At 65.2% G+C, this 17,388-nt stretch carries 14 protein-coding genes; 7 read left to right on the plus strand and 7 right to left on the minus strand.

Annotated elements, in window-relative coordinates:
- Window positions 1-142 precede the first annotated feature (142 nt).
- The 4 genes from NX778_RS17505 (at window position 143) to NX778_RS17520 (ending at window position 8,945) form a co-directional block, all read left to right on the plus strand.
- Window positions 143-1,939: an ABC transporter substrate-binding protein gene (locus NX778_RS17505; protein WP_258813065.1), complete on the plus strand. Its 1,797-nt coding sequence runs from the start codon at window positions 143-145 to the stop codon at window positions 1,937-1,939.
- A gap of 179 nt (window positions 1,940-2,118) precedes the next feature.
- The gene (locus NX778_RS17510) at window positions 2,119-4,980 is read left to right on the plus strand and encodes a TonB-dependent receptor (protein ID WP_258813066.1); all 2,862 of its coding nucleotides are present in this window, start codon (window positions 2,119-2,121) and stop codon (window positions 4,978-4,980) included.
- Window positions 4,981-5,188: 208 nt separating this feature from the next.
- Window positions 5,189-6,145, plus strand: a complete 957-nt coding sequence (locus tag NX778_RS17515) for a S66 peptidase family protein (RefSeq protein WP_258813067.1) — start codon at window positions 5,189-5,191, stop codon at window positions 6,143-6,145.
- A 265-nt stretch (window positions 6,146-6,410) separates the two neighbouring features.
- The gene (locus NX778_RS17520) at window positions 6,411-8,945 is read left to right on the plus strand and encodes a M4 family metallopeptidase (RefSeq protein ID WP_258813068.1); all 2,535 of its coding nucleotides are present in this window, start codon (window positions 6,411-6,413) and stop codon (window positions 8,943-8,945) included.
- 51 nt (window positions 8,946-8,996) lie between these two features.
- On the opposite strand, the gene NX778_RS17525 is transcribed toward NX778_RS17520, so the two are convergent.
- From NX778_RS17525 to NX778_RS17545, 5 genes are all read right to left on the minus strand, one after another.
- Window positions 8,997-10,124: an acyl-CoA dehydrogenase family protein gene (locus NX778_RS17525; RefSeq protein ID WP_258813069.1), complete on the minus strand. Its 1,128-nt coding sequence runs from the start codon at window positions 10,122-10,124 to the stop codon at window positions 8,997-8,999.
- 66 nt (window positions 10,125-10,190) lie between these two features.
- The gene (locus tag NX778_RS17530; RefSeq protein ID WP_258813070.1) at window positions 10,191-10,856 is read right to left on the minus strand and encodes an SDR family oxidoreductase; all 666 of its coding nucleotides are present in this window, start codon (window positions 10,854-10,856) and stop codon (window positions 10,191-10,193) included.
- Between the two features lie 142 nt (window positions 10,857-10,998).
- Window positions 10,999-12,198 (minus strand): acetyl-CoA C-acetyltransferase, encoded by a 1,200-nt coding sequence (locus NX778_RS17535; RefSeq protein WP_258813071.1) that lies wholly within the window; start codon window positions 12,196-12,198, stop codon window positions 10,999-11,001.
- Between the two features lie 206 nt (window positions 12,199-12,404).
- On the minus strand, window positions 12,405-13,589 hold the full coding sequence (locus NX778_RS17540; RefSeq protein WP_258813072.1) for an isovaleryl-CoA dehydrogenase: 1,185 nt from the start codon (window positions 13,587-13,589) through the stop codon (window positions 12,405-12,407).
- A gap of 158 nt (window positions 13,590-13,747) precedes the next feature.
- Window positions 13,748-14,155 carry a MerR family transcriptional regulator gene (locus NX778_RS17545; protein ID WP_258813073.1) on the minus strand — a complete coding sequence of 136 codons (408 nt, stop codon included), beginning with the start codon at window positions 14,153-14,155 and terminating at the stop codon, window positions 13,748-13,750.
- 126 nt (window positions 14,156-14,281) lie between these two features.
- Here NX778_RS17545 and NX778_RS17550 point away from each other — a divergent pair, with 126 nt between their 5' ends.
- The 3 genes from NX778_RS17550 (at window position 14,282) to NX778_RS17560 (ending at window position 16,311) form a co-directional block, all read left to right on the plus strand.
- Entirely contained in the window at window positions 14,282-15,334 is a 1,053-nt protein-coding gene (locus tag NX778_RS17550; RefSeq protein ID WP_258813074.1) for an MBL fold metallo-hydrolase, read from the plus strand.
- Window positions 15,335-15,605: 271 nt separating this feature from the next.
- On the plus strand, window positions 15,606-16,013 hold the full coding sequence (locus NX778_RS17555) for a hypothetical protein (RefSeq protein WP_258813075.1): 408 nt from the start codon (window positions 15,606-15,608) through the stop codon (window positions 16,011-16,013).
- A gap of 121 nt (window positions 16,014-16,134) precedes the next feature.
- Window positions 16,135-16,311 (plus strand): hypothetical protein, encoded by a 177-nt coding sequence (locus tag NX778_RS17560; RefSeq protein WP_258813194.1) that lies wholly within the window; start codon window positions 16,135-16,137, stop codon window positions 16,309-16,311.
- A 10-nt stretch (window positions 16,312-16,321) separates the two neighbouring features.
- On the opposite strand, the gene NX778_RS17565 is transcribed toward NX778_RS17560, so the two are convergent.
- On the minus strand, window positions 16,322-16,924 hold the full coding sequence (locus tag NX778_RS17565) for a UbiX family flavin prenyltransferase (RefSeq protein WP_258813076.1): 603 nt from the start codon (window positions 16,922-16,924) through the stop codon (window positions 16,322-16,324).
- A complete protein-coding gene (gene grxD / locus NX778_RS17570) occupies window positions 16,911-17,228 on the minus strand; it encodes a Grx4 family monothiol glutaredoxin (protein WP_258813077.1) in 318 nt (105 codons plus the stop codon). Before grxD ends, NX778_RS17565 begins: the two co-directional genes overlap by 14 nt.
- Window positions 17,229-17,388: the final 160 nt, after the last annotated feature.

The raw sequence follows: 17,388 nt of genomic DNA on the forward strand, positions 1-17,388 counted from the left end.
CAGCGAGAGTATAGGCCCGAAGCATTCTTCAAGGATGAAAGAATGCGCCCACGCCATGCAAAAAAGTTATGAGCAGCGCCGATAGATTGCCGCTGGCGAAAGCTGCGCATATGATACGCAAGCCTTTTGCGCCGGATTCCCCATGACCACACTTCGCCCCACCGCTGCCGCCGCCGCGCTGCTGTTCGCCTGCCTGTCCTTCCCTGCCGCCGCCGTCGACAGCGCCCCCGCGCAGCCGGAAAAAGTCTTGCACATGTTCCTGTCGACCAGCGAAACGGGCCTCGACCCGGCCGTGGCCTCCGACCTGTCCTCGCTGTCGCTGCTGGAAAACCTGTTCGACCCGCTGCTGACCTACGACTACCTGGCGCGCCCGGTCAAGCTGGCGCCAAACACGGTCACGGAATTGCCGCGCATCGAGGACGGCGGCAAAAGCTACACCTTCCACATCCGGCCCGGCATCTACTTCACGCCCGACCCCGCGTTCAAGGGCAAGAAGCGCGAGATGACGGCGGCCGATTACGTCTACAGCATCAAGCGCCTGTACGACCCGGCCCTGAAGTCGCCGTTTTCCTACCTGTTCGACGGCAAGCTGCTGGGCGACGATGCCCTCAAAACCAAGTTCAGCTACGACACGAGCATTCCCGGCCTGCAGGCGCTGGACCGCTACACCCTGCGCATCCGCCTGTCCGAGCCGGACAACAATTTCCTCTACTACCTCGCGATGCCGGCCTCGGGCGTGGTCGCGCGCGAAGTGATCGAAGCCTACCCGGGACAGGCCGGCAACCATCCTGTCGGCACCGGCCCCTTCATGATCGGCGACTGGAAGCGCAGTGACCGTATCGTGCTGCTCGCCAATCCCTACTCCAGCGCCGTATTCCACGCCGAGCCCGGCAACGATCCCGCCGACAAGGCGATCGACGCCGCCCTCGAAGGCAAGCGCCTGCCGCGCGTGGACAAGGTCGAGGTCAAGATCGCCGAGGAATTCCAGGGCCGCATGCTCGGCTTCCTGAACGGCGAATACGATTACCTCGAGCAGGTGCCGGAATCGATGATCGACATGGTCATGAAGGACGGCAAGCTCAAGCCCGACCTGGTGAAGCGCGGCATGCAGCTGTACCGCTTCCCCGTGATGCAGACCTATTACATGTGGATGAACATGGAGGACCCGGTCATCGGCGGCTACGGCAAGGACAAGGTCGCCCTGCGCCGCGCGATCTCGATGTCCTACAACAACGCCGAGGACATCGCCCTGCTCAAGCGCGGGATGGCGGTGAAGGCCCAGTCGCCGGTGCCGCAGGATGCGCTCGGCTACCTGCCCAACTACCGCAGCCCGGTGCCCTACGACCCGGCGCTGGCCAATACCCTGCTCGACAAATTCGGTTATACCGAGCGCGACCCTGACGGTTTCAGGCGCGCACCCGGCGGCAAGCCGCTGACCCTGGTGATGCACAGCGAAGCGACCATCAGCGGCCGCCTGCGCGACGAACTGTGGCGCAAATGCCTGAATTCGGTCGGCCTGCGGGTGGTGTTCAAGTCCGACAAGAAGACGGAAATCATCAAGGCTTCGCGCCTTGGCAAGGTCATGATGTTCGAGAGTAACTGGGTCGCGGACTTCCCCGACGCCGACAATTTCTACCAACTGTTGTATGGCCCCAACGCCGGCCGTGCAAATTATTCGCGATTCAATCTGCCGGCCTACAACGAGCGTTACGAAAAATCGCGCACCCTGCCGCCCGGTCCGGAGCGCCAAAAACTATATTTCGACATGAACCAACTGATCCACGCGTACAACCCGTGGGTCCCGTTGACCCACGTTCTCTCTGCGGATATACGCCAGCCGTGGCTGGAAAACTACAAGCGTCACCCGGTCGAATTCACCAACTGGCGCTACCTCGATCTCGATGTTGCGCAAAGGGGACGGGCCACCCACTCTGAATGACACATTTCGCTAGATTCTCCTAAGCAAATCATTACGCGAAGTTATACTCCTAGCCAGATTTTTCATTTGGTCAAGCAATCTACTGCGCTTACCTTTTGAAAACATATAAAGCGCGAATGCAGCGACATTGCGCAAAACAATATCTCGGCGAGACGATTGCCTACCCTTAGGAGAGACGCGTGAAGTTAAAGAAGCTAGCCCATCTGATCGCCCTGATCGGCGCCGTGGGGCCCGCCATGGCACAGACCACGGCAGACACCCCGGCGGACACCACGACCCAACCGCAAAAGATCCAGCGCGTTGAAATTCTCGGTTCCAGCATCAAGCGCATCGCCAAGGAAGGCGCGCTGCCGGTCGAGATCATCACCCGCAAGCAGCTGGAAGAGCAGGGCATCGTCACCGCCGAAGAAGCGATCGCAGTCCTGAACATCAACGGCAACGGTTCCGACAACCTGGCCTCGAACGCCGACGTCACCTCAGGCGCCCAGCGCGGCAACAACGGCGCATCAAGCGCCAACCTGCGCGGCCAGGGCTCCGATTCGACCCTGGTCCTGCTGAATGGCCGCCGCGTGGCGACCCACGGCATGAAGGGCTCGGCGGTCGACCTGAACTCGATCCCGATGGCCGCGGTCGAGCGTATCGAAGTGCTGAAGGACGGCGCATCGGCCGTGTACGGCACCGACGCGATCGGCGGCGTGATCAACTTCGTGCTGAAGAAGAACTACCACGGCCTGGAAGCCCAGGTCTTCGAAGACAAGGACCAGCACCCGGGCGGCAACATCTACCGCGCCACCATCACCGGCGGCTGGGGCGACCTGGACGAGCAGGGCTGGAACGTGCTGGTGGCCGGTTCGCACACCTATAACCAGGCGCTGCGCGGCAACCAGCGTGACTTCGTCAACACCTTCCAGCCGAACCGCGGCCTGTCCGTGGACACCCGCGGCACCCCGTTCGGCACCGTGTTCGCGACCAGCCTCGGCCCCAACCTGTTCGGCACCAAGGCGCCGACCGCCGCCAGCGGCCAGGTCTACAACGGCGTCAACATCCTGAACCTGCCGGGCGGCCTCGGCTGCAACACCTTCGACGGCATGCAGGCCTATGATGCCAAGCTGTGGAACGACCCGACCACCGCCTACGGCTGCGCCTGGGACACCGGCCGCGCCGCCGTGCTGCAGCAGCCGGTCCACAACGACAACGGCATCGCCCGCGCCACCTTCAAGGCCGGCGAGCACCAGCTGTTCGTCGAGCTGGTCGGCTCCGACGTGCGCGTGTCGAAGAGCTTCTCGCCGAACCAGCTGTCGCCCTCGTCCTCGACCTTCCCGGCCACCGCCTGGTATCCGAAGACGGGCGCCGCCTACGACACGATCTACAACGCGCTGGTCAAGGTATTCCCGAGCATCGCCGCCAACTACGGCCTGCCGATCGCCTACCGCTGGCGCTGCATGGAGTGCGGCAACCGCCAGATCGACACCGAAACCAAGGCTGGCCGCCTGCAGCTGGGCGCCGAGGGCCCGATCAACCTGGGCCGCTTCGGCACCTGGGATTACAGCGCCGGCCTGCAGCGCGCCTACAGCGAATCGCAATCGACGCTGGGCAATGGCTACAACTTCACCGCGGCACTGGACGCTGCGCTCGGTAGCGGCATCATCAACCCGTTCCTGATGCCGGGCCAGACCCAGAGCCAGCAGGCGCTGGACCTGATCAAGAGCACCTCGGCGGCCGGCGTCGTCCTGTACGGCGGCAAGACCACCCTGACCGAACTCGACGCCAAGATGTCGGGTGAAGTGATGAAGCTGCCGGCCGGCGCGATGATGGCCGCGGTCGGCGTCGACCTGCGCCGCGAAGAGTACAAGTTCAACGGCGACCTGCGCGCCGCCCAGCAGCGCCCGGCGATCCTGAACGCGCCGTTCGACGACCAGAACGCGCTGGACCAGGTGCACCGCGACATCAAGGCCGCTTACTTCGAGGTGCTGGTCCCGGTGACCAAGGACCTGGAGCTGACCATCGCCGGCCGCGAAGACCACTACTCGGGCATCGGCGGCACCTTCAACCCGAAGTACTCGTTCCGCTACCAGCCGGTGCAGTCGATCATGTTCCGCGGTTCGTACAACACGGGCTTCCGCGCCCCGTCGTTCAACCAGCTGTTCAACGGCGTGACCCAGACCCAGTACGCCGGCAAGGACCTGGTCGATCCGAAGACCTGCCCGAGCGGCAAGGTTGACCAGAACAACCCGGCTTGCGCCGCGGTGCTGCCGATTATCGTGACCGGCGGCAAGAGCGACCTGCAGCCGGAAACGGCCAAGGAAGGCACCCTGGGCGTGGTGTGGGAGCCGGGCAGCCGCTTCTCGGCCAACGCCGACCTGTGGGAAATCCGCAAGCAGAACACGATCGACACCTTCGCCCTGTCGACCATGATCGCGCAGTACAACATCTTCGCGAACCAGTTCATCCGCGACGCCTCGGGCACCCTGGTGGCGGTGGACCAGCGCTGGGTCAACGCCGGCGAACGCATCACCCGCGGCCTGGAGCTGGGCGCCCGCACCAACGGCCGCGATTTCGGCGGCCAGTGGACGGCCGGCATCGATGCGTCCCACCTGCTGATGAAGAAGTCGCGCGCCACCAAGGACTCGCCGTACGGTCCGAGCGAGATCGGCCGCTTCCTGTTCACCGGCGACCTCGGCCTGAAGTGGAAAGCGACCTCCTACGTCACCTACAAGCAGGGTAACTGGGGCGGCATGCTGCAGAATATCTGGCGTTCGGGTTATGCCGACCAGCAGTTGCCGGGTGTGGCCAACGGCCTCGTGGTGCCGCCGAACTTCGATCCGCGCGTGAAGGCGTACTCGATCTTCAACCTGAGCGTGAACTACACCGGGTTCAAGAACACCACGATCGTGGCCGGCATCAAGAACCTGTTCGACAAGGATCCGCCGTTCGCCGTCACCTACGACAGCAACACCGGCGCCGGCAGCAGCTGGGAGCCGCGTGTGGCCGATCCGCGTGGCCGTTCGTTCACCCTCAACGTCAACTACAAGTTCTTCTGATTCCAGTAGCCTGGCGGCCCGCGCGACCAGGAGGCGACCCCCTCGCCTCCGCCCCGCGCGGGCTTTTTTTATTGTCGGGAGCAGCATGCCCAGTCCACGCATCAGCCGGCGGACCTTTGGATCCCTGGTCGCAGCGGCAGCCTTGCTGCCATCCCTGCCTTCCCAGGCCGCGCGCCGGCCATCTCCTTCCCATCCGCAAGCGCACCGCATGAAACACCTGATCAAACCCCCGCGCCTGAAGCAGGGCGACGTCATCGGCCTGATCGCGCCAGCCGGCCACACCAGCGATGCCGCGATCCAGAAATCGGTCCAGCACATCGAAGCCCTGGGCTTCAAGGTCAAGCTGGGCCGCTACCTGCGCGAAGTGTTCGGCAACTACGCCGGCTCGCCCCAGATGCGCCTGGCCGACCTGCACGGCATGTACCTCGACCCCGAGGTCAAGGCGCTGTGGTGCATCCGCGGCGGCTCCGGCGCGATCTCGCTGCTCAAGCACATCGACTACGCGCTGGTGCGCAACCACCCGAAGATCCTGCTCGGCTATTCCGACATCACGGCCCTGCACCTGGCGATCCTGCGCCATGCCGGCGTGGTGACCTTCCACGGCCCGGTGGCCTCGTCCACGCCGAGCGCGTACTCGAACGAGCACATGATGGCCGTGCTGACCGACCCGCAGCCGACCTACACCATCCACATGTCGCCCGAGAACGCCCAGCGTGCGAAGGAGGAACCGCACTTCGGCATCCGCACCGTGCATGGCGGCGTGGCGACCGGGCCACTGATCGGCGGTAATCTGTCGCTGGTGAGCGCGCTGGCCGGCACCGACTACGCGGCCGACTTCCGCAACAGCATCCTCTACCTGGAAGAGGTGAACGAGGAGCCCTACCGCATCGACCGCTGGATGACCCAGCTCGACCTCGCGGTCGGTTTCGACAAGGCGGCCGCGATGATGATCGGCATTTGCGATCACTGCGGGCCGCAGCCGGGCTCGACGTCGCTGACGCTGGACCAGACCTTCGACATCCACCTCGACCCGCTCAAGATCCCGGCGGTGACCGGCTATTCGATCGGCCACATCCGCAACCAGTTCACGATCCCGGTCGGCGTGCGCGCCACGCTCGACACCGAGGCGCAGACGCTGACACTGCTCGAACCGGCCGTCAGCTGACCGGTTCATCATCCCACTAGCATCAAGCCGTCGTCCCGGCGAAGGCGCATCGATGCCCCCGGCATTGATGCCCCATAGACAGCTTGAGCTGTCGAACAAACGGCACTCGCCGCAGGCGTATCGCACTCAGCATGGGTCCCGGCCTCCGCCGGGACGACGTTTTCCGGTGTGGTGATTAAAGCACGCGCACTTGTTGTTCCATAAAGCCCGCTCATGTAGCAGGCATATCGTTCTCCGGCTCGACAACAATCGGAACGGAGACGACATGAAGACAAGCATCAAGTTCTACGCCGCGCTTGCGCCGCTGGCCTTGTGCGGCGACGCCTTGGCGGTGACGCGCATGCCGCTGCGCGCGCCCGCCAGCGCGATGATGTCCGCGCCGGTGCGCGCGCCGGAGGAGGCGCAGGTGAAGATCGCGCTTGACGGCGCCAGGCTCAAGTATGGCCTCGACAATGACCACGGCTACCGGCTGACGGCGCGCCATCCCGGCGGCCCCGGCGCCTGGGTCACGCGCTACGCCCACACCTACAAGGGCCTGCGCATCCTCGGTTCGGAATCGGTGATCGTCAGCGACGCCGGCGGCAAGGTGGTCGGCGAGACGCTGCAGGACTTGCGCAGCGGCCTCGGCCAGGGCGCGGGATCGTCCCTGCTGGCCGGCAGCTTCATCCAGTTCGACGTCACGCCCCGCGTCGCGGCGGCGGATGCGGTGCGGACGGCACAGGGTGTGGCGCCGCTGCGCGTGGTCGCCGAGGCCGCGCCCGCCAGCGCCGAGCTGCTCATCTACCCCGTGCAGCAGCGCATGCGCGCCGCCAGCGTGCTGGGCAAGCGCAGCGGCGGACTGAACGCGGCCGACGTGGTCAAACAGCTCACCGGCTACGAGCTTGCCTACCTGGTCAAGACGCGCGAGATGGGCGTGGACCGCCCGCTGTTTCGCGACACCCTCGTCAGCGCCAGGGACGGCCACGTGATCGCCCAATGGAATGCGGTGCAGACCGTGGCCGGCGTCGGCTACAGCCAGTACAACGGCCAGGTGCGCTTGAGCACCGCCTACACCAACGGCAGCTACTGGATGCAGGACCCGCTGCGCGGCACCGGCGGCAAGTTCGGCGTCAACACCGTGGTCGATGCCGCCCACACCGGCACCGCCGGCGACGTCTACATGCGCACCTTCAACAGCTGGGGCGACGGCCAGGACTACCAGCTCGGCTGGCCCACGCTCGGCGAGAACGGCCAGACCGCCGCCGTCAACGCCATGTGGGGCATGATGAATACCTACGACACGCTGAAGAACGTGCTCGGCTGGTCTTCGCTGGACGGCAACAACACGGCGACCTACATCGCGGTGCACGCCTGGGACGGCTATGACAACGCCTACTACAGCGACGCCTGCCATTGCATGTTCATCGGCGACGGCGGCGCCCGGTTCTACAACCTCGGCGCCATCGACATCATCGGCCACGAGATGGGGCACGGCGTCACGGCCGCCACCGCAGCGCTGGACTACCACTTCGAATCAGGCGGCCTGAATGAATCCGCATCCGACATCAACGGCGAGATGACCGAGGCCTACGCGAATGCGGGCGCGGGCGGCGCCACCATCCCGGCGCGCGGCAACGACTGGTTGATCGGCCAGCAGGTCAGCCGCAGCGGTGCCCCGCTGCGCTGGATGATCAAGCCGAGCAAGGACGGCGCCAGCCCGAATGCCTGGAGCTGGCAGCTGCAGAATCTCGACGTGCACTACAGCAGCGGGCCCAACAACCGCATGTTCTACTTCCTGTCGCAGGGATCGAGCGCGGACCCGGCCAGCGATGCCTTCAGCCCCTACCTGAACAAATGGCCGCGCGCCATGACCGGCATCGGAAACGACAAGGCCTACCGCATCTGGTTCCGCGCGCTGACGACCAAGTTCACCTCCACCACCGACTACATGGATGCGCGCAACAAGCTGTACGCATCCGCGATCGAGCTGTACGGGCCGGGGCCGGAATCGGCCGCCGTGCTGCGTGCCTATGCGGCGGTCAATGTCGGCAAGGATCTCGACGAACCGAACGCGGGCCAGGCCTTCGGCATCGTGTGGCAGCCGCAGCCCGTGACCGCGCCGGCCGGCACCACGGCCTGGTTCGCGGTGGCGCCCGGCGGTGGCACGCCGCCCTACGCCTACCAGTGGCGCCGCAACGGCGTGAGTGTGCCGGGCGCGACCGGCAGCGTGTTCGGTGTCGTGGCGCAGCCGGGCGACAACGGCGCGCTGTATTCGGTGCTGCTGTCGGATGCGCGCGGGCAGTCCGTCGCCAGCGATCCGGCACAGCTGACGGTGACGGCCGGTGGACCGGCCGAGCTGGTGTTCAACGGCGGTTTCGAAGCGGGCTGGGAGGGCTGGCGCGGGAACACCGCGGTGGTCGGCAGCTGGCAGGGCGCGGGCGAGGCGCCGTACGAGGGCAAGGCCTTTGCCTACATGGGCGGGAATGGGCGGGCGGCTACCGAGACGCTGGGCCAGCCGATCAGCATCCCGGCGGGCGCCGCGTCAGCCAGCCTCAGTTTTGCGCTGCATGTGGACACGGCGGAAATCGCGCCGGCGACCGCCTACGATACGCTCGCGGTCGAGGTGAAGAATGCGGCCGGAACGGTGCTGGCGACGCTGGCCACCTACAGCAACCTGGACGCCAGGCCCGGCTACCAGGTGCGCAGCTTCGACCTGTCGGCGTTCCGCGGCCAGGACATCGTGCTGTCCTTCACGATGAACGAGGACTATGCCTTGCAGACCGGTTTTTGTATCGACAAGGTTAGTGTGGCAATCCGTTAGCAAGCTGACCGTCGTCCCCGCGTGCGCGGCGATGACGTTCTCTAAATTGATTTATAGCGCCCGCGCGATCAGGATCTTCTGGATGTCGCTGGTGCCTTCATAGATCTGGCACACGCGCACGTCGCGGTAGATGCGCTCGATCGGGAAGTCGGCCACATAGCCGTAGCCGCCGAACACCTGCATCGCGGCCGACACCACGCGCTCGGCCATTTCGGACGCGAACAGCTTGGCCATCGCCGCTTCCTTCAGGCAGGGCAGGCCGGCGTCCTTCATCGAGGCCGCGTGCAGGATCAGCTGGCGCGCGGCCTCGATCTGCATCGCCATCTCCGACAGGCGGAACTGCACCGCCTGGTGCTCGAACAGCGGCTTGCCGAAGCTCTCGCGCTCCTTGGCGTAGGCCAGCGCCGCTTCGAACGCGGCGCGCGCCATGCCCACCGACTGCGAAGCGATCCCGATGCGGCCGCCTTCCAGTCCCGACAGCGCGATCTTGTAGCCCATGCCTTCCTCGCCGATCAGGTTGGCGGCCGGGATGCGGCAGTTGTCGAACACGATCTGCGCCGTGTCCGAGGAATGCTGGCCCATCTTGTGCTCGACGCCGGCCACGATGTAGCCCGGCGTGTTGACCGGCACCCAGAACGCGCTGATGCCTTTCTTGCCGGCGGCCTTGCTTGTTACGGCCATGACGATTGCCACGTCGCCGTTCTTGCCGCTGGTGATGAACTGCTTGGTGCCGTTCAGCACATACTCGTCGCCATCGCGGGTGGCGGTGGTGCGCAGCGCGGCGGCGTCGCTGCCGGTGTGCGGCTCGGTCAGCGCGAACGCGCCCAGCAGCTCGCCCTGGGCCAGCGGGACCAGCCATTGCTGCTTCTGTTCCTCGCTCGCGTACATCATCGCGATCGAGCAGACCGGGCAGTTGTTGACCGAGATGATGGTCGAGGTGCCGCCGTCGCCGGCCGCGATCTCTTCCAGCACCAGCGCCAGCGCCACGTAGTCGAGACCGGCACCGCCGTACTGCTCGGGCACTGCCACGCCGAACGCGCCGAGCTGGGCCAGCTCCTTCAGCTCGGCCTTCGGGAAATATTCCTCGCGGTCCCAGCGCGCTGCGTTCGGGGCCAGGCGCTCCTGCGAAAACGTGCGCAGGGCGTCGCGGATCATCTGGTGTTCTTCGGTCAGGATCATGTGGGGACAGTCAATAGTAAAGTGAACGTCATTCCGCGGGAACGACGGTAGTGGTGATGATTGACGTTACCAGGGTATCGGCGTGCCATCGTGGTTCAGGAAACTGCCATTCGCCGACGGTTGCGCGGCGGCCAAGGTGGCGCGCAGCTCGCGCACGCTTTGCTCGACCGGCAGGGGCGCGCTGCTGCCACCCATGTCGGTTCGGACCCAGCCGGGATGAAAGCTCACGCAGGTCACGCCCTGCGGGCCCCAGGTCAGCGCGGCGTCGACCAGCACCGAGTTCAGCGCGGCCTTGCTGGCGCGGTACAGCGAACCGCCCGCGCTGCTGCGGCCGCTCATCGAACCCATGCGCGAGGACAGCACCGCCAGCTTGCCGCGCCGGTTCGCGACCAGCGGCGCGACCACCGGGATCAGGCGCATCGCGGACAGCACGTTGGTGTGCATCACCGCGTCGAATTCGTCCTGCGAGGGGAAGCGCTCGTGCGGGCCGTACAGGCCGGCCACCAGCCAGGCGGCGTCGATCTTCTCGTCGTCCAGCTTCCAGCCGAGGCCGGCAATCGATTCGGCGCTGGTGACGTCGAGCTGGTGCGCTTCGGCGCCCAGCCGGGAAAGCTTGTTGACGTCCTCAGGCTTGCGCGCGGTGGCGATCACGCGCCAGGCGTCCTGCTTGTACTGGCGGGCCAGCTCGTGGCCGATGCCACGTGAGGCGCCGAGGATCAGTGCTGTGGGCATCGCCACCTCCAGCTGTCGGAAGAATAGTTACCGTCGTTCCCGCGGAGGCGGGAACCCATGCTGAGTTTGCGTGGCCTTTGCTTATGGTGCGGCCAGTCGCATCGTCTATGGGTCCCCGCCTGCGCGGGGACGACGGCTAGGCTTAAACCATCTCGATCGCCATCGCCGTCGCTTCGCCACCACCGATGCACAGCGATGCCACGCCGCGCTTGCCGCCGGTGCGCTTGAGCGCGCCCAGCAGGGTGACGATGATGCGCGCGCCCGAGGCGCCGATCGGGTGGCCCAGCGCGCAGGCGCCGCCGTGCACGTTGACCTTCTCGTGCGGGATGCCGAGGTCGCGCATCGCCGCCATCGGCACCGCCGCGAAGGCTTCGTTGATCTCGAACAGGTCGACGTCCTTCGCGCTCCAGCCGGTCTTCTTGAACAGCTTCTCCATCGAGCCGATCGGCGCGGTGGTGAACAGGTTCGGCTCCTGCGCGAAGGTGGCGTGGCCGACGATGCGGGCGATCGGCGCCAGGCCCAGTTCCTTGGCCTTCGATTCGCGCATCATGACCAGCGCGGCGGCGCCGTCGTTGATCGACGACGACGAGGCGGCGGTCACGGTGCCGTCCTTCTTGAATGCGGGCTTGAGCGAGGGGATCTTGTCGACCTTGGCCTTGAGCGGGCCTTCGTCCTTGTCGATCACCACGTCGCCGGCGCGCGAGGACACGGTGACGGGCGCCAGTTCCCACTTGAAGTAGCCTTCGCCGGTGGCTTCCTGGGCGCGCTTGACCGAAGCGATCGCGAAGTTGTCCTGCTCTTCGCGGGTGAACTGGTACTTGGCCACGCACTCTTCGGCGAAGGTGCCCATCGAGCGGCCGCCGCCGGTTTTCTCGTCCTTCGAGTAGGCGTCTTCCAGGCCGTCCAGCATCATGTGGTCGAACATCATGCCGTGGCCGATGCGGTAGCCGCCGCGCGCCTTCGGGATCAGGTAGGGTGCGTTGGTCATCGACTCCATGCCGCCGGCGACCACGATGTCGGCGCTGCCGGCGACCAGCTGGTCATGGGCGAAGATCGCGGCTTGCATGGCCGAGCCGCACATTTTCGACAGCGTCACGGCGCCGGTCGACATCGGCAGGCCGGCTTTCAGCAGCGCCTGGCGCGCCGGGGCCTGGCCCTGGCCGGCCATCAGGCAGTTGCCGAAGTAGACGTGTTCGACCGCATCCGGCTTGACGCCGGCGCGCTCCACCGCGGCCTGGATCGCCACAGCGCCGAGATCGCTCGCGGTCTTCGAGGAAAAATCGCCCTGGAACGCGCCCATCGGGGTACGGGCGGCGCCGACGATAACGACTGGATCATTCATTTGTAGTTCTCCAATGAGGTGGCGGAAGAGAGTAGGGGTGCGTGCGGGATGGCTACGCAAATATTTTAGGCCAACTCGAAACTGTCGTCCCGGCGCAGGCCGGGACCCATAGACCGCGTCCGAAGTTGCGCAGGTCGCATGACTGGAAGCTCAGCATGGGTCCCGGCCTTCGCCGGGACGACGTTGTTTGCGGGTGGTGTTTCTGCTTACGCCGTTTCGGCAAACAACTCGCGCCCGATCAGCATGCGGCGGATTTCGCTGGTGCCGGCGCCGATTTCGTAGAGCTTCGCATCGCGCCACAGGCGACCGACCGGATACTCGTTGATATAGCCATTGCCGCCCAGCGTCTGGATCGCTTCGCCCGCCATCCAGGTCGCCTTCTCGGCGCTGTACAAGATGGCGCCAGCGGCGTCCTTGCGCAGCGCGCGCACGGCGGCCGGGTTGTCGGCGCGGTCGCAGGCCTGGCCGACCGCGTACACGTAGGCGCGGCAGGCCATCATGGTCGAGTACATGTCGGCGATCTTGCCCTGCATGAGCTGGAACTCGCCGATCGCCTGGCCGAACTGCTTGCGCTCGTGGATGTAGGGCACCACCACGTCCATGCAGGCGCTCATGATGCCCAGCGGGCCGCCGGACAGCACGGTGCGCTCGAAGTCCAGACCCGACATCAGCACGTTCACGCCCTTGCCGACGCCGCCCAGCACGTTCTCGACCGGCACTTCGCAATCTTCGAACACCAGCTCGCCGGTGTGCGAGCCGCGCATGCCCAGCTTGTCCAGCTTCTGCGCGATCGAGAAGCCCTTGAAGCCTTTTTCGATCAGGAAGGCGGTCATGCCGCGCGGGCCGGCCTCGATGTCGGTCTTGGCGTAGACGACGAGGGTGTCGGCGTCGGGGCCGTTGGTGATCCACATCTTGGTGCCGTTCAGCACGTAGCGGTCGCCCTTGAGCTCGGCGCGCAGCTTCATGCTGACCACGTCGGACCCGGCGTTCGGTTCGGACATCGCCAGCGCGCCCACGTGCTCGCCCGAGATCAGCTTGGGCAGGTATTTGCGCTTCTGTTCTTCGCTGCCGTTGCGCTTGATCTGGTTGACGCACAGGTTCGAGTGTGCGCCGTAGGACAGGCCGACCGAGGCCGAGGCGCGCGAAATCTCTTCCATCGCGACGATGTGGGCCAGGTAGCCCATGTCGGCGCCGCCGTATTCCTCGCTCACCGTGATGCCGAGCACGCCCAGCTCGCCCATTTTCTTCCACAGGTCCATCGGGAACTGGTCGCTGCGGTCGATTTCGGCCGCGCGCGGCGCGATTTCGCTGGCCGCGAACTGTTGCACTGCCTCGCGCAGCGCGGCGATGTCCTCGCCGTGGTCAAAGGTCAAGCCGGGGAGATGCAGCATGTCGTCCTCACGTGGTCGGTGGCGGGTTTTCAGAGAAGTGCATGATACCGCAGCAGTGACGTTAACGTAAACGTCAAGTAGCCTGCGTTTTGCGGCTGTTTGATTTAATTGTTATCCAACGGGGCGTGGCTAGCGATAGCGCGAGAGTGAGCGATTACTCACGCCGCCTTCGCCCCGCCACGCTGCCCGCTTTCGCCCAGCAACTGCCTGCACTCTTCCTCATGCGCGACGATCTCCGCCAGCGCGACCTCGATATCGGCCCGCTGCTGCTCCAGCGTCTCGCGCTGCTTGGCCAGCACGCCGAGGAAGCGGTTGATTTGCGCCACGGTATCCTTGGGCGACTCGTACATGTCCATGATGCTCTTGATCTCGGACAGCGTCAGTCCCAGCCGCTTGCCGCGCAGGGTCAGCTTGAGGCGGGTGCGGTCGCGCGGCGTGTACACGCGGTTGCGTCCGCCCTGGCCCTCGCGCGTGGGGCTGAGCAGGCCCTGGTCCTCGTAGAAGCGGATCGCCCGTGCCGTGATGTCGAATTCGCGCGCCAGTTCGGCGATGGTGTATGTGGCCATGAAGGTCTACCGCATGAAAAGTAGCGATTTTCCGGATCGCTTAGAATGAGAATGGTTCCGTATTCCGTTTACGTCAACGTCAAACACATTGTAGCGCGCGTCCCCTCAGATTACGAAAGTTTCCGTATGAATCCCCTGGAGTCCCAGCTCGCCTACCCCTTCGGCGACACCCTGCCTGCCGCCGGCGCCGCCGAGTCCATCGTGCCGGGCCTGCGCTGGCTGCGCATGCCGCTGCCGTTCGCGCTCGACCATATCAACCTGTGGCTGCTGAATGACGCGCAGGACGGCCGCGCCGGCTTCGCCGCGGTCGACTGCGGCGCCGGCACCGATCCGACCCGCGCCGCGTGGGAACAGCTGTTCGCCGGCGTGATGCAGGGCCAGCCGCTGCTGCGCGTGTTCGCCACCCATTGCCACCCGGACCACGTCGGCCTGTCCGGCTGGCTGTGCGAGCGCTTCGAGGCGCCGTTCTGGACCACGGCGGCCGAATTCGCGTTCGCGCGGATGATGGCGGCCGCGCTGCCGGGCGTCGACGGCCCCTCGGCGATCCCGCACTTCGAGCGCCACGGCCTGCGTGATCCGGCCATGCTGGAGCAGATGCGCAGCCGGCGTAATTATTACCCGTCGCTGGTGCCGGCCGTGCCGGAAGCCTACACCCGCCTGCAGGATGGCCAGGAAATACATATCGGCAAGCACAGCTGGCGCGTGATTACCGGCTTTGGCCATTCGCCCGAACACGCGGCCCTGTATTGCGCGGAGCGGAAGATCCTGATTTCCGGCGACATGGTACTGCCGCGCATCTCGACCAATGTCTCCGTGTTCGCCGTGGAGCCCGACGGCAACCCGCTGCAGCAATACCTGGACTCCCTCGGCAAGTTCGCCGGCTTGCCGGAAGACACGCTGGTATTGCCCTCGCACGGCCGCCCCTTCCGCGGCCTGCACACCCGCATCGCCCAGCTGCGCGCCCACCACGACGCGCGCCTGGCGGAAGTGCTGGCCGCTTGCCGCGCACCGCAAAGCGCAGTTGACATTGTTCCTGTCATGTTCAAGCGCCAGCTGGACGCGCACCAGCTCAGTTTCGCGCTCGGCGAGGCGCTTGCCCACCTGCAAAAATTGTTTCGGGATGGTCGTTTGCGCCGCTTAACCGGAAACGATGGTATTGTCCGTTTCGTGTTACCATAGGGCAACTTACGGAATTTCTCTCGCACGGCCGCCGGAGTTGCGCGGTGACAGTCTCACCGCCGGCGGCAATCGGGTTCAAGTGGCCTTCTCCCTTGCCCGACTTTTTTTCGGTGTGTCATGCTAAGCGCCCCGTTTTAAGGTATTGTTCTAAGCAATTGGAAATTCTAGCCAATTCTCACAAGTTCTTTTCTTTTAAAAACAGCGCAAGACAACCTTAGTCTCTGTACTCCTGAGACTGACTTTCAGGTTGCTACGTGAAATAGTGCCGCACATGAATTCCACTAATGAACGGGAAGGCTTCAGCGAACGTCTGCAACACGCCCTGAAAACCGCCCATTACTCTCCGGATAGCCCCACGCGCCTGGCCCGCGAATTTAACATTCGCTTCGAAGGCCGGCCGATCACGGTCCACGCCGCCCGCAAATGGCTGGTTGGCGAAGCGATCCCGACCCAGGAAAAACTGCGCATGCTGGCCCAGTGGCTGGGCGTACCGGCCGACTGGCTGCGCTTCGGCGGCGACACCGATCCCGCCACCGGCGAAGCCAGCAACACCAGCGCCCGCTTCGAATCGGCCGACGTCAAGCTGATCGCCGACCTGCAGCGCCTGGATGACCACCACCGCGAAATGGCGCGCGAGTTCATCCGCATGCTGGTGCGCATGAACCACCAGAGGCAGTAAGTACGGGCATTGCCCTCGCGAAAAAAATCTTTACGGGAAATCGGCACAAACCGCGCAGACTGCCGCATAATCTACGCGGTCACTGCCGACCCGTAACCGTTCAGCATCGAGGGCAAGCCGTATGATGAAAAGCAACTACAGCAACACCGCCCAACTGAAGGAACTGATGACTGCGCCGCCGATGACGGCCGCGCGTCACGCCGAAGTGATGCGCAAGAAGATCGCGCAGCGGCGCATGCTGGAAGAAGCGCGCGACCTCAAGCGCGCGATCGGCGAGGTCCTCGTCGAGAAAAGCTGAACGCCGGGCCTCAGGCCCCGGTGTCCGTCTTCATCCCCGACCAACGTGGCGCGAGCGCGTGCTCGAGCCCGAACAGATCGAGCACTCGCGCGATCGTGTGGTCGACCATCTCGTCGATGCTGGCCGGGCGGTGGTAGAAGCTCGGCAGCGGCGGGAACACGATCCCGCCCATTTCCGTGACCGCCGTCATATTGCGCAGGTGCGCGAGATTGAACGGTGTCTCCCTGACCATCAAGACCAGCCGGCGGCGCTCCTTGAGCGTGACGTCGGCCGCGCGCGCGACCAGGTTGTCCGACAGGCCATGGGCCACTGACGCCAGGGTCTTCATCGAGCAGGGCGCGATCACCATGCCGTCGGTCTGGAACGACCCGCTGGCGATGGCGGCGCCGACGTCGCGGTTGCGATGCACGACATGGGCCAGCGCCTCGACATCGCGGCGCTGCATGCCGACTTCCTGGTGCAGGGTGAGGGAAGCGGCGTCGGACACCACGAGGTGGCTCTCGACGCCGGGCGTGGCGGCCAGCTGCTGGAGCAGGCGCACGCCATAGATGGCCCCGGTGGCGCCGGTGATGGCGACCACCAGCCGGCGCGCTTGGGTCTTACTTGCCGCCATTGAGCAGGGCTTGCAGTTCGCCCGACTCATACATCTCGTTCATGATGTCCGAACCGCCGATGAACTCGCCGTTGACGTAGAGCTGCGGGATGGTCGGCCAGTTCGAGTAGTCCTTGATGCCCTGGCGAACTTCCGGATCTTCCAGCACGTTGACGGTGGCGATATTCTCGACGCCGCAGGCTTTCAGGATCTGGATGGCGCGGCCGGAGAAGCCGCACTGCGGGAACTGGGCGCTGCCTTTCATGAACAGCACGACCGGGGAGGTGGTCACGGTCTCTTTGATCCAGGTTTGAACGTCGCTCATGTTGTGATCTGCCTTGGCTAAAAAGTGTATTTGAATGGCGTCATTTTATAAGAAAACGCCGGGGCGGGTGCGCGGGTGGGTGGGGTGGGTCGTTTGTAAGCCACGCGTTAGCTCGTTTCACTCGTTAACCCAAAAACCGTCATCCCGGCGCAGGCCGGGA

The sequence above is a fragment of the Massilia terrae genome (assembly GCF_024753145.1).
Taxonomy (GTDB): Bacteria; Pseudomonadota; Gammaproteobacteria; order Burkholderiales; family Burkholderiaceae_D; genus Telluria; species Telluria terrae.

What these genes read in the sequence shown, in the direction of transcription:
- NX778_RS17505 (WP_258813065.1), top strand. Translation starts at nt 143, where the DNA reads ATGACCACACTTCGCCCCACCGCTGCCGCCGCCGCGCTGCTGTTCGCC.
- NX778_RS17525 (WP_258813069.1), bottom strand. Translation starts at nt 10,124, where the DNA reads ATGATCCTGACCGAAGAACACCAGATGATCCGCGACGCCCTGCGCACG.
- NX778_RS17535 (WP_258813071.1), bottom strand. Translation starts at nt 12,198, where the DNA reads ATGAATGATCCAGTCGTTATCGTCGGCGCCGCCCGTACCCCGATGGGC.
- NX778_RS17530 (WP_258813070.1), bottom strand. Translation starts at nt 10,856, where the DNA reads ATGCCCACAGCACTGATCCTCGGCGCCTCACGTGGCATCGGCCACGAG.
- NX778_RS17555 (WP_258813075.1), top strand. Translation starts at nt 15,606, where the DNA reads ATGAATTCCACTAATGAACGGGAAGGCTTCAGCGAACGTCTGCAACAC.
- NX778_RS17545 (WP_258813073.1), bottom strand. Translation starts at nt 14,155, where the DNA reads ATGGCCACATACACCATCGCCGAACTGGCGCGCGAATTCGACATCACG.
- NX778_RS17560 (WP_258813194.1), top strand. Translation starts at nt 16,135, where the DNA reads ATGATGAAAAGCAACTACAGCAACACCGCCCAACTGAAGGAACTGATG.
- NX778_RS17515 (WP_258813067.1), top strand. Translation starts at nt 5,189, where the DNA reads ATGAAACACCTGATCAAACCCCCGCGCCTGAAGCAGGGCGACGTCATC.
- NX778_RS17550 (WP_258813074.1), top strand. Translation starts at nt 14,282, where the DNA reads ATGAATCCCCTGGAGTCCCAGCTCGCCTACCCCTTCGGCGACACCCTG.
- grxD (WP_258813077.1), bottom strand. Translation starts at nt 17,228, where the DNA reads ATGAGCGACGTTCAAACCTGGATCAAAGAGACCGTGACCACCTCCCCG.
- NX778_RS17540 (WP_258813072.1), bottom strand. Translation starts at nt 13,589, where the DNA reads ATGCTGCATCTCCCCGGCTTGACCTTTGACCACGGCGAGGACATCGCC.
- NX778_RS17520 (WP_258813068.1), top strand. Translation starts at nt 6,411, where the DNA reads ATGAAGACAAGCATCAAGTTCTACGCCGCGCTTGCGCCGCTGGCCTTG.
- NX778_RS17565 (WP_258813076.1), bottom strand. Translation starts at nt 16,924, where the DNA reads ATGGCGGCAAGTAAGACCCAAGCGCGCCGGCTGGTGGTCGCCATCACC.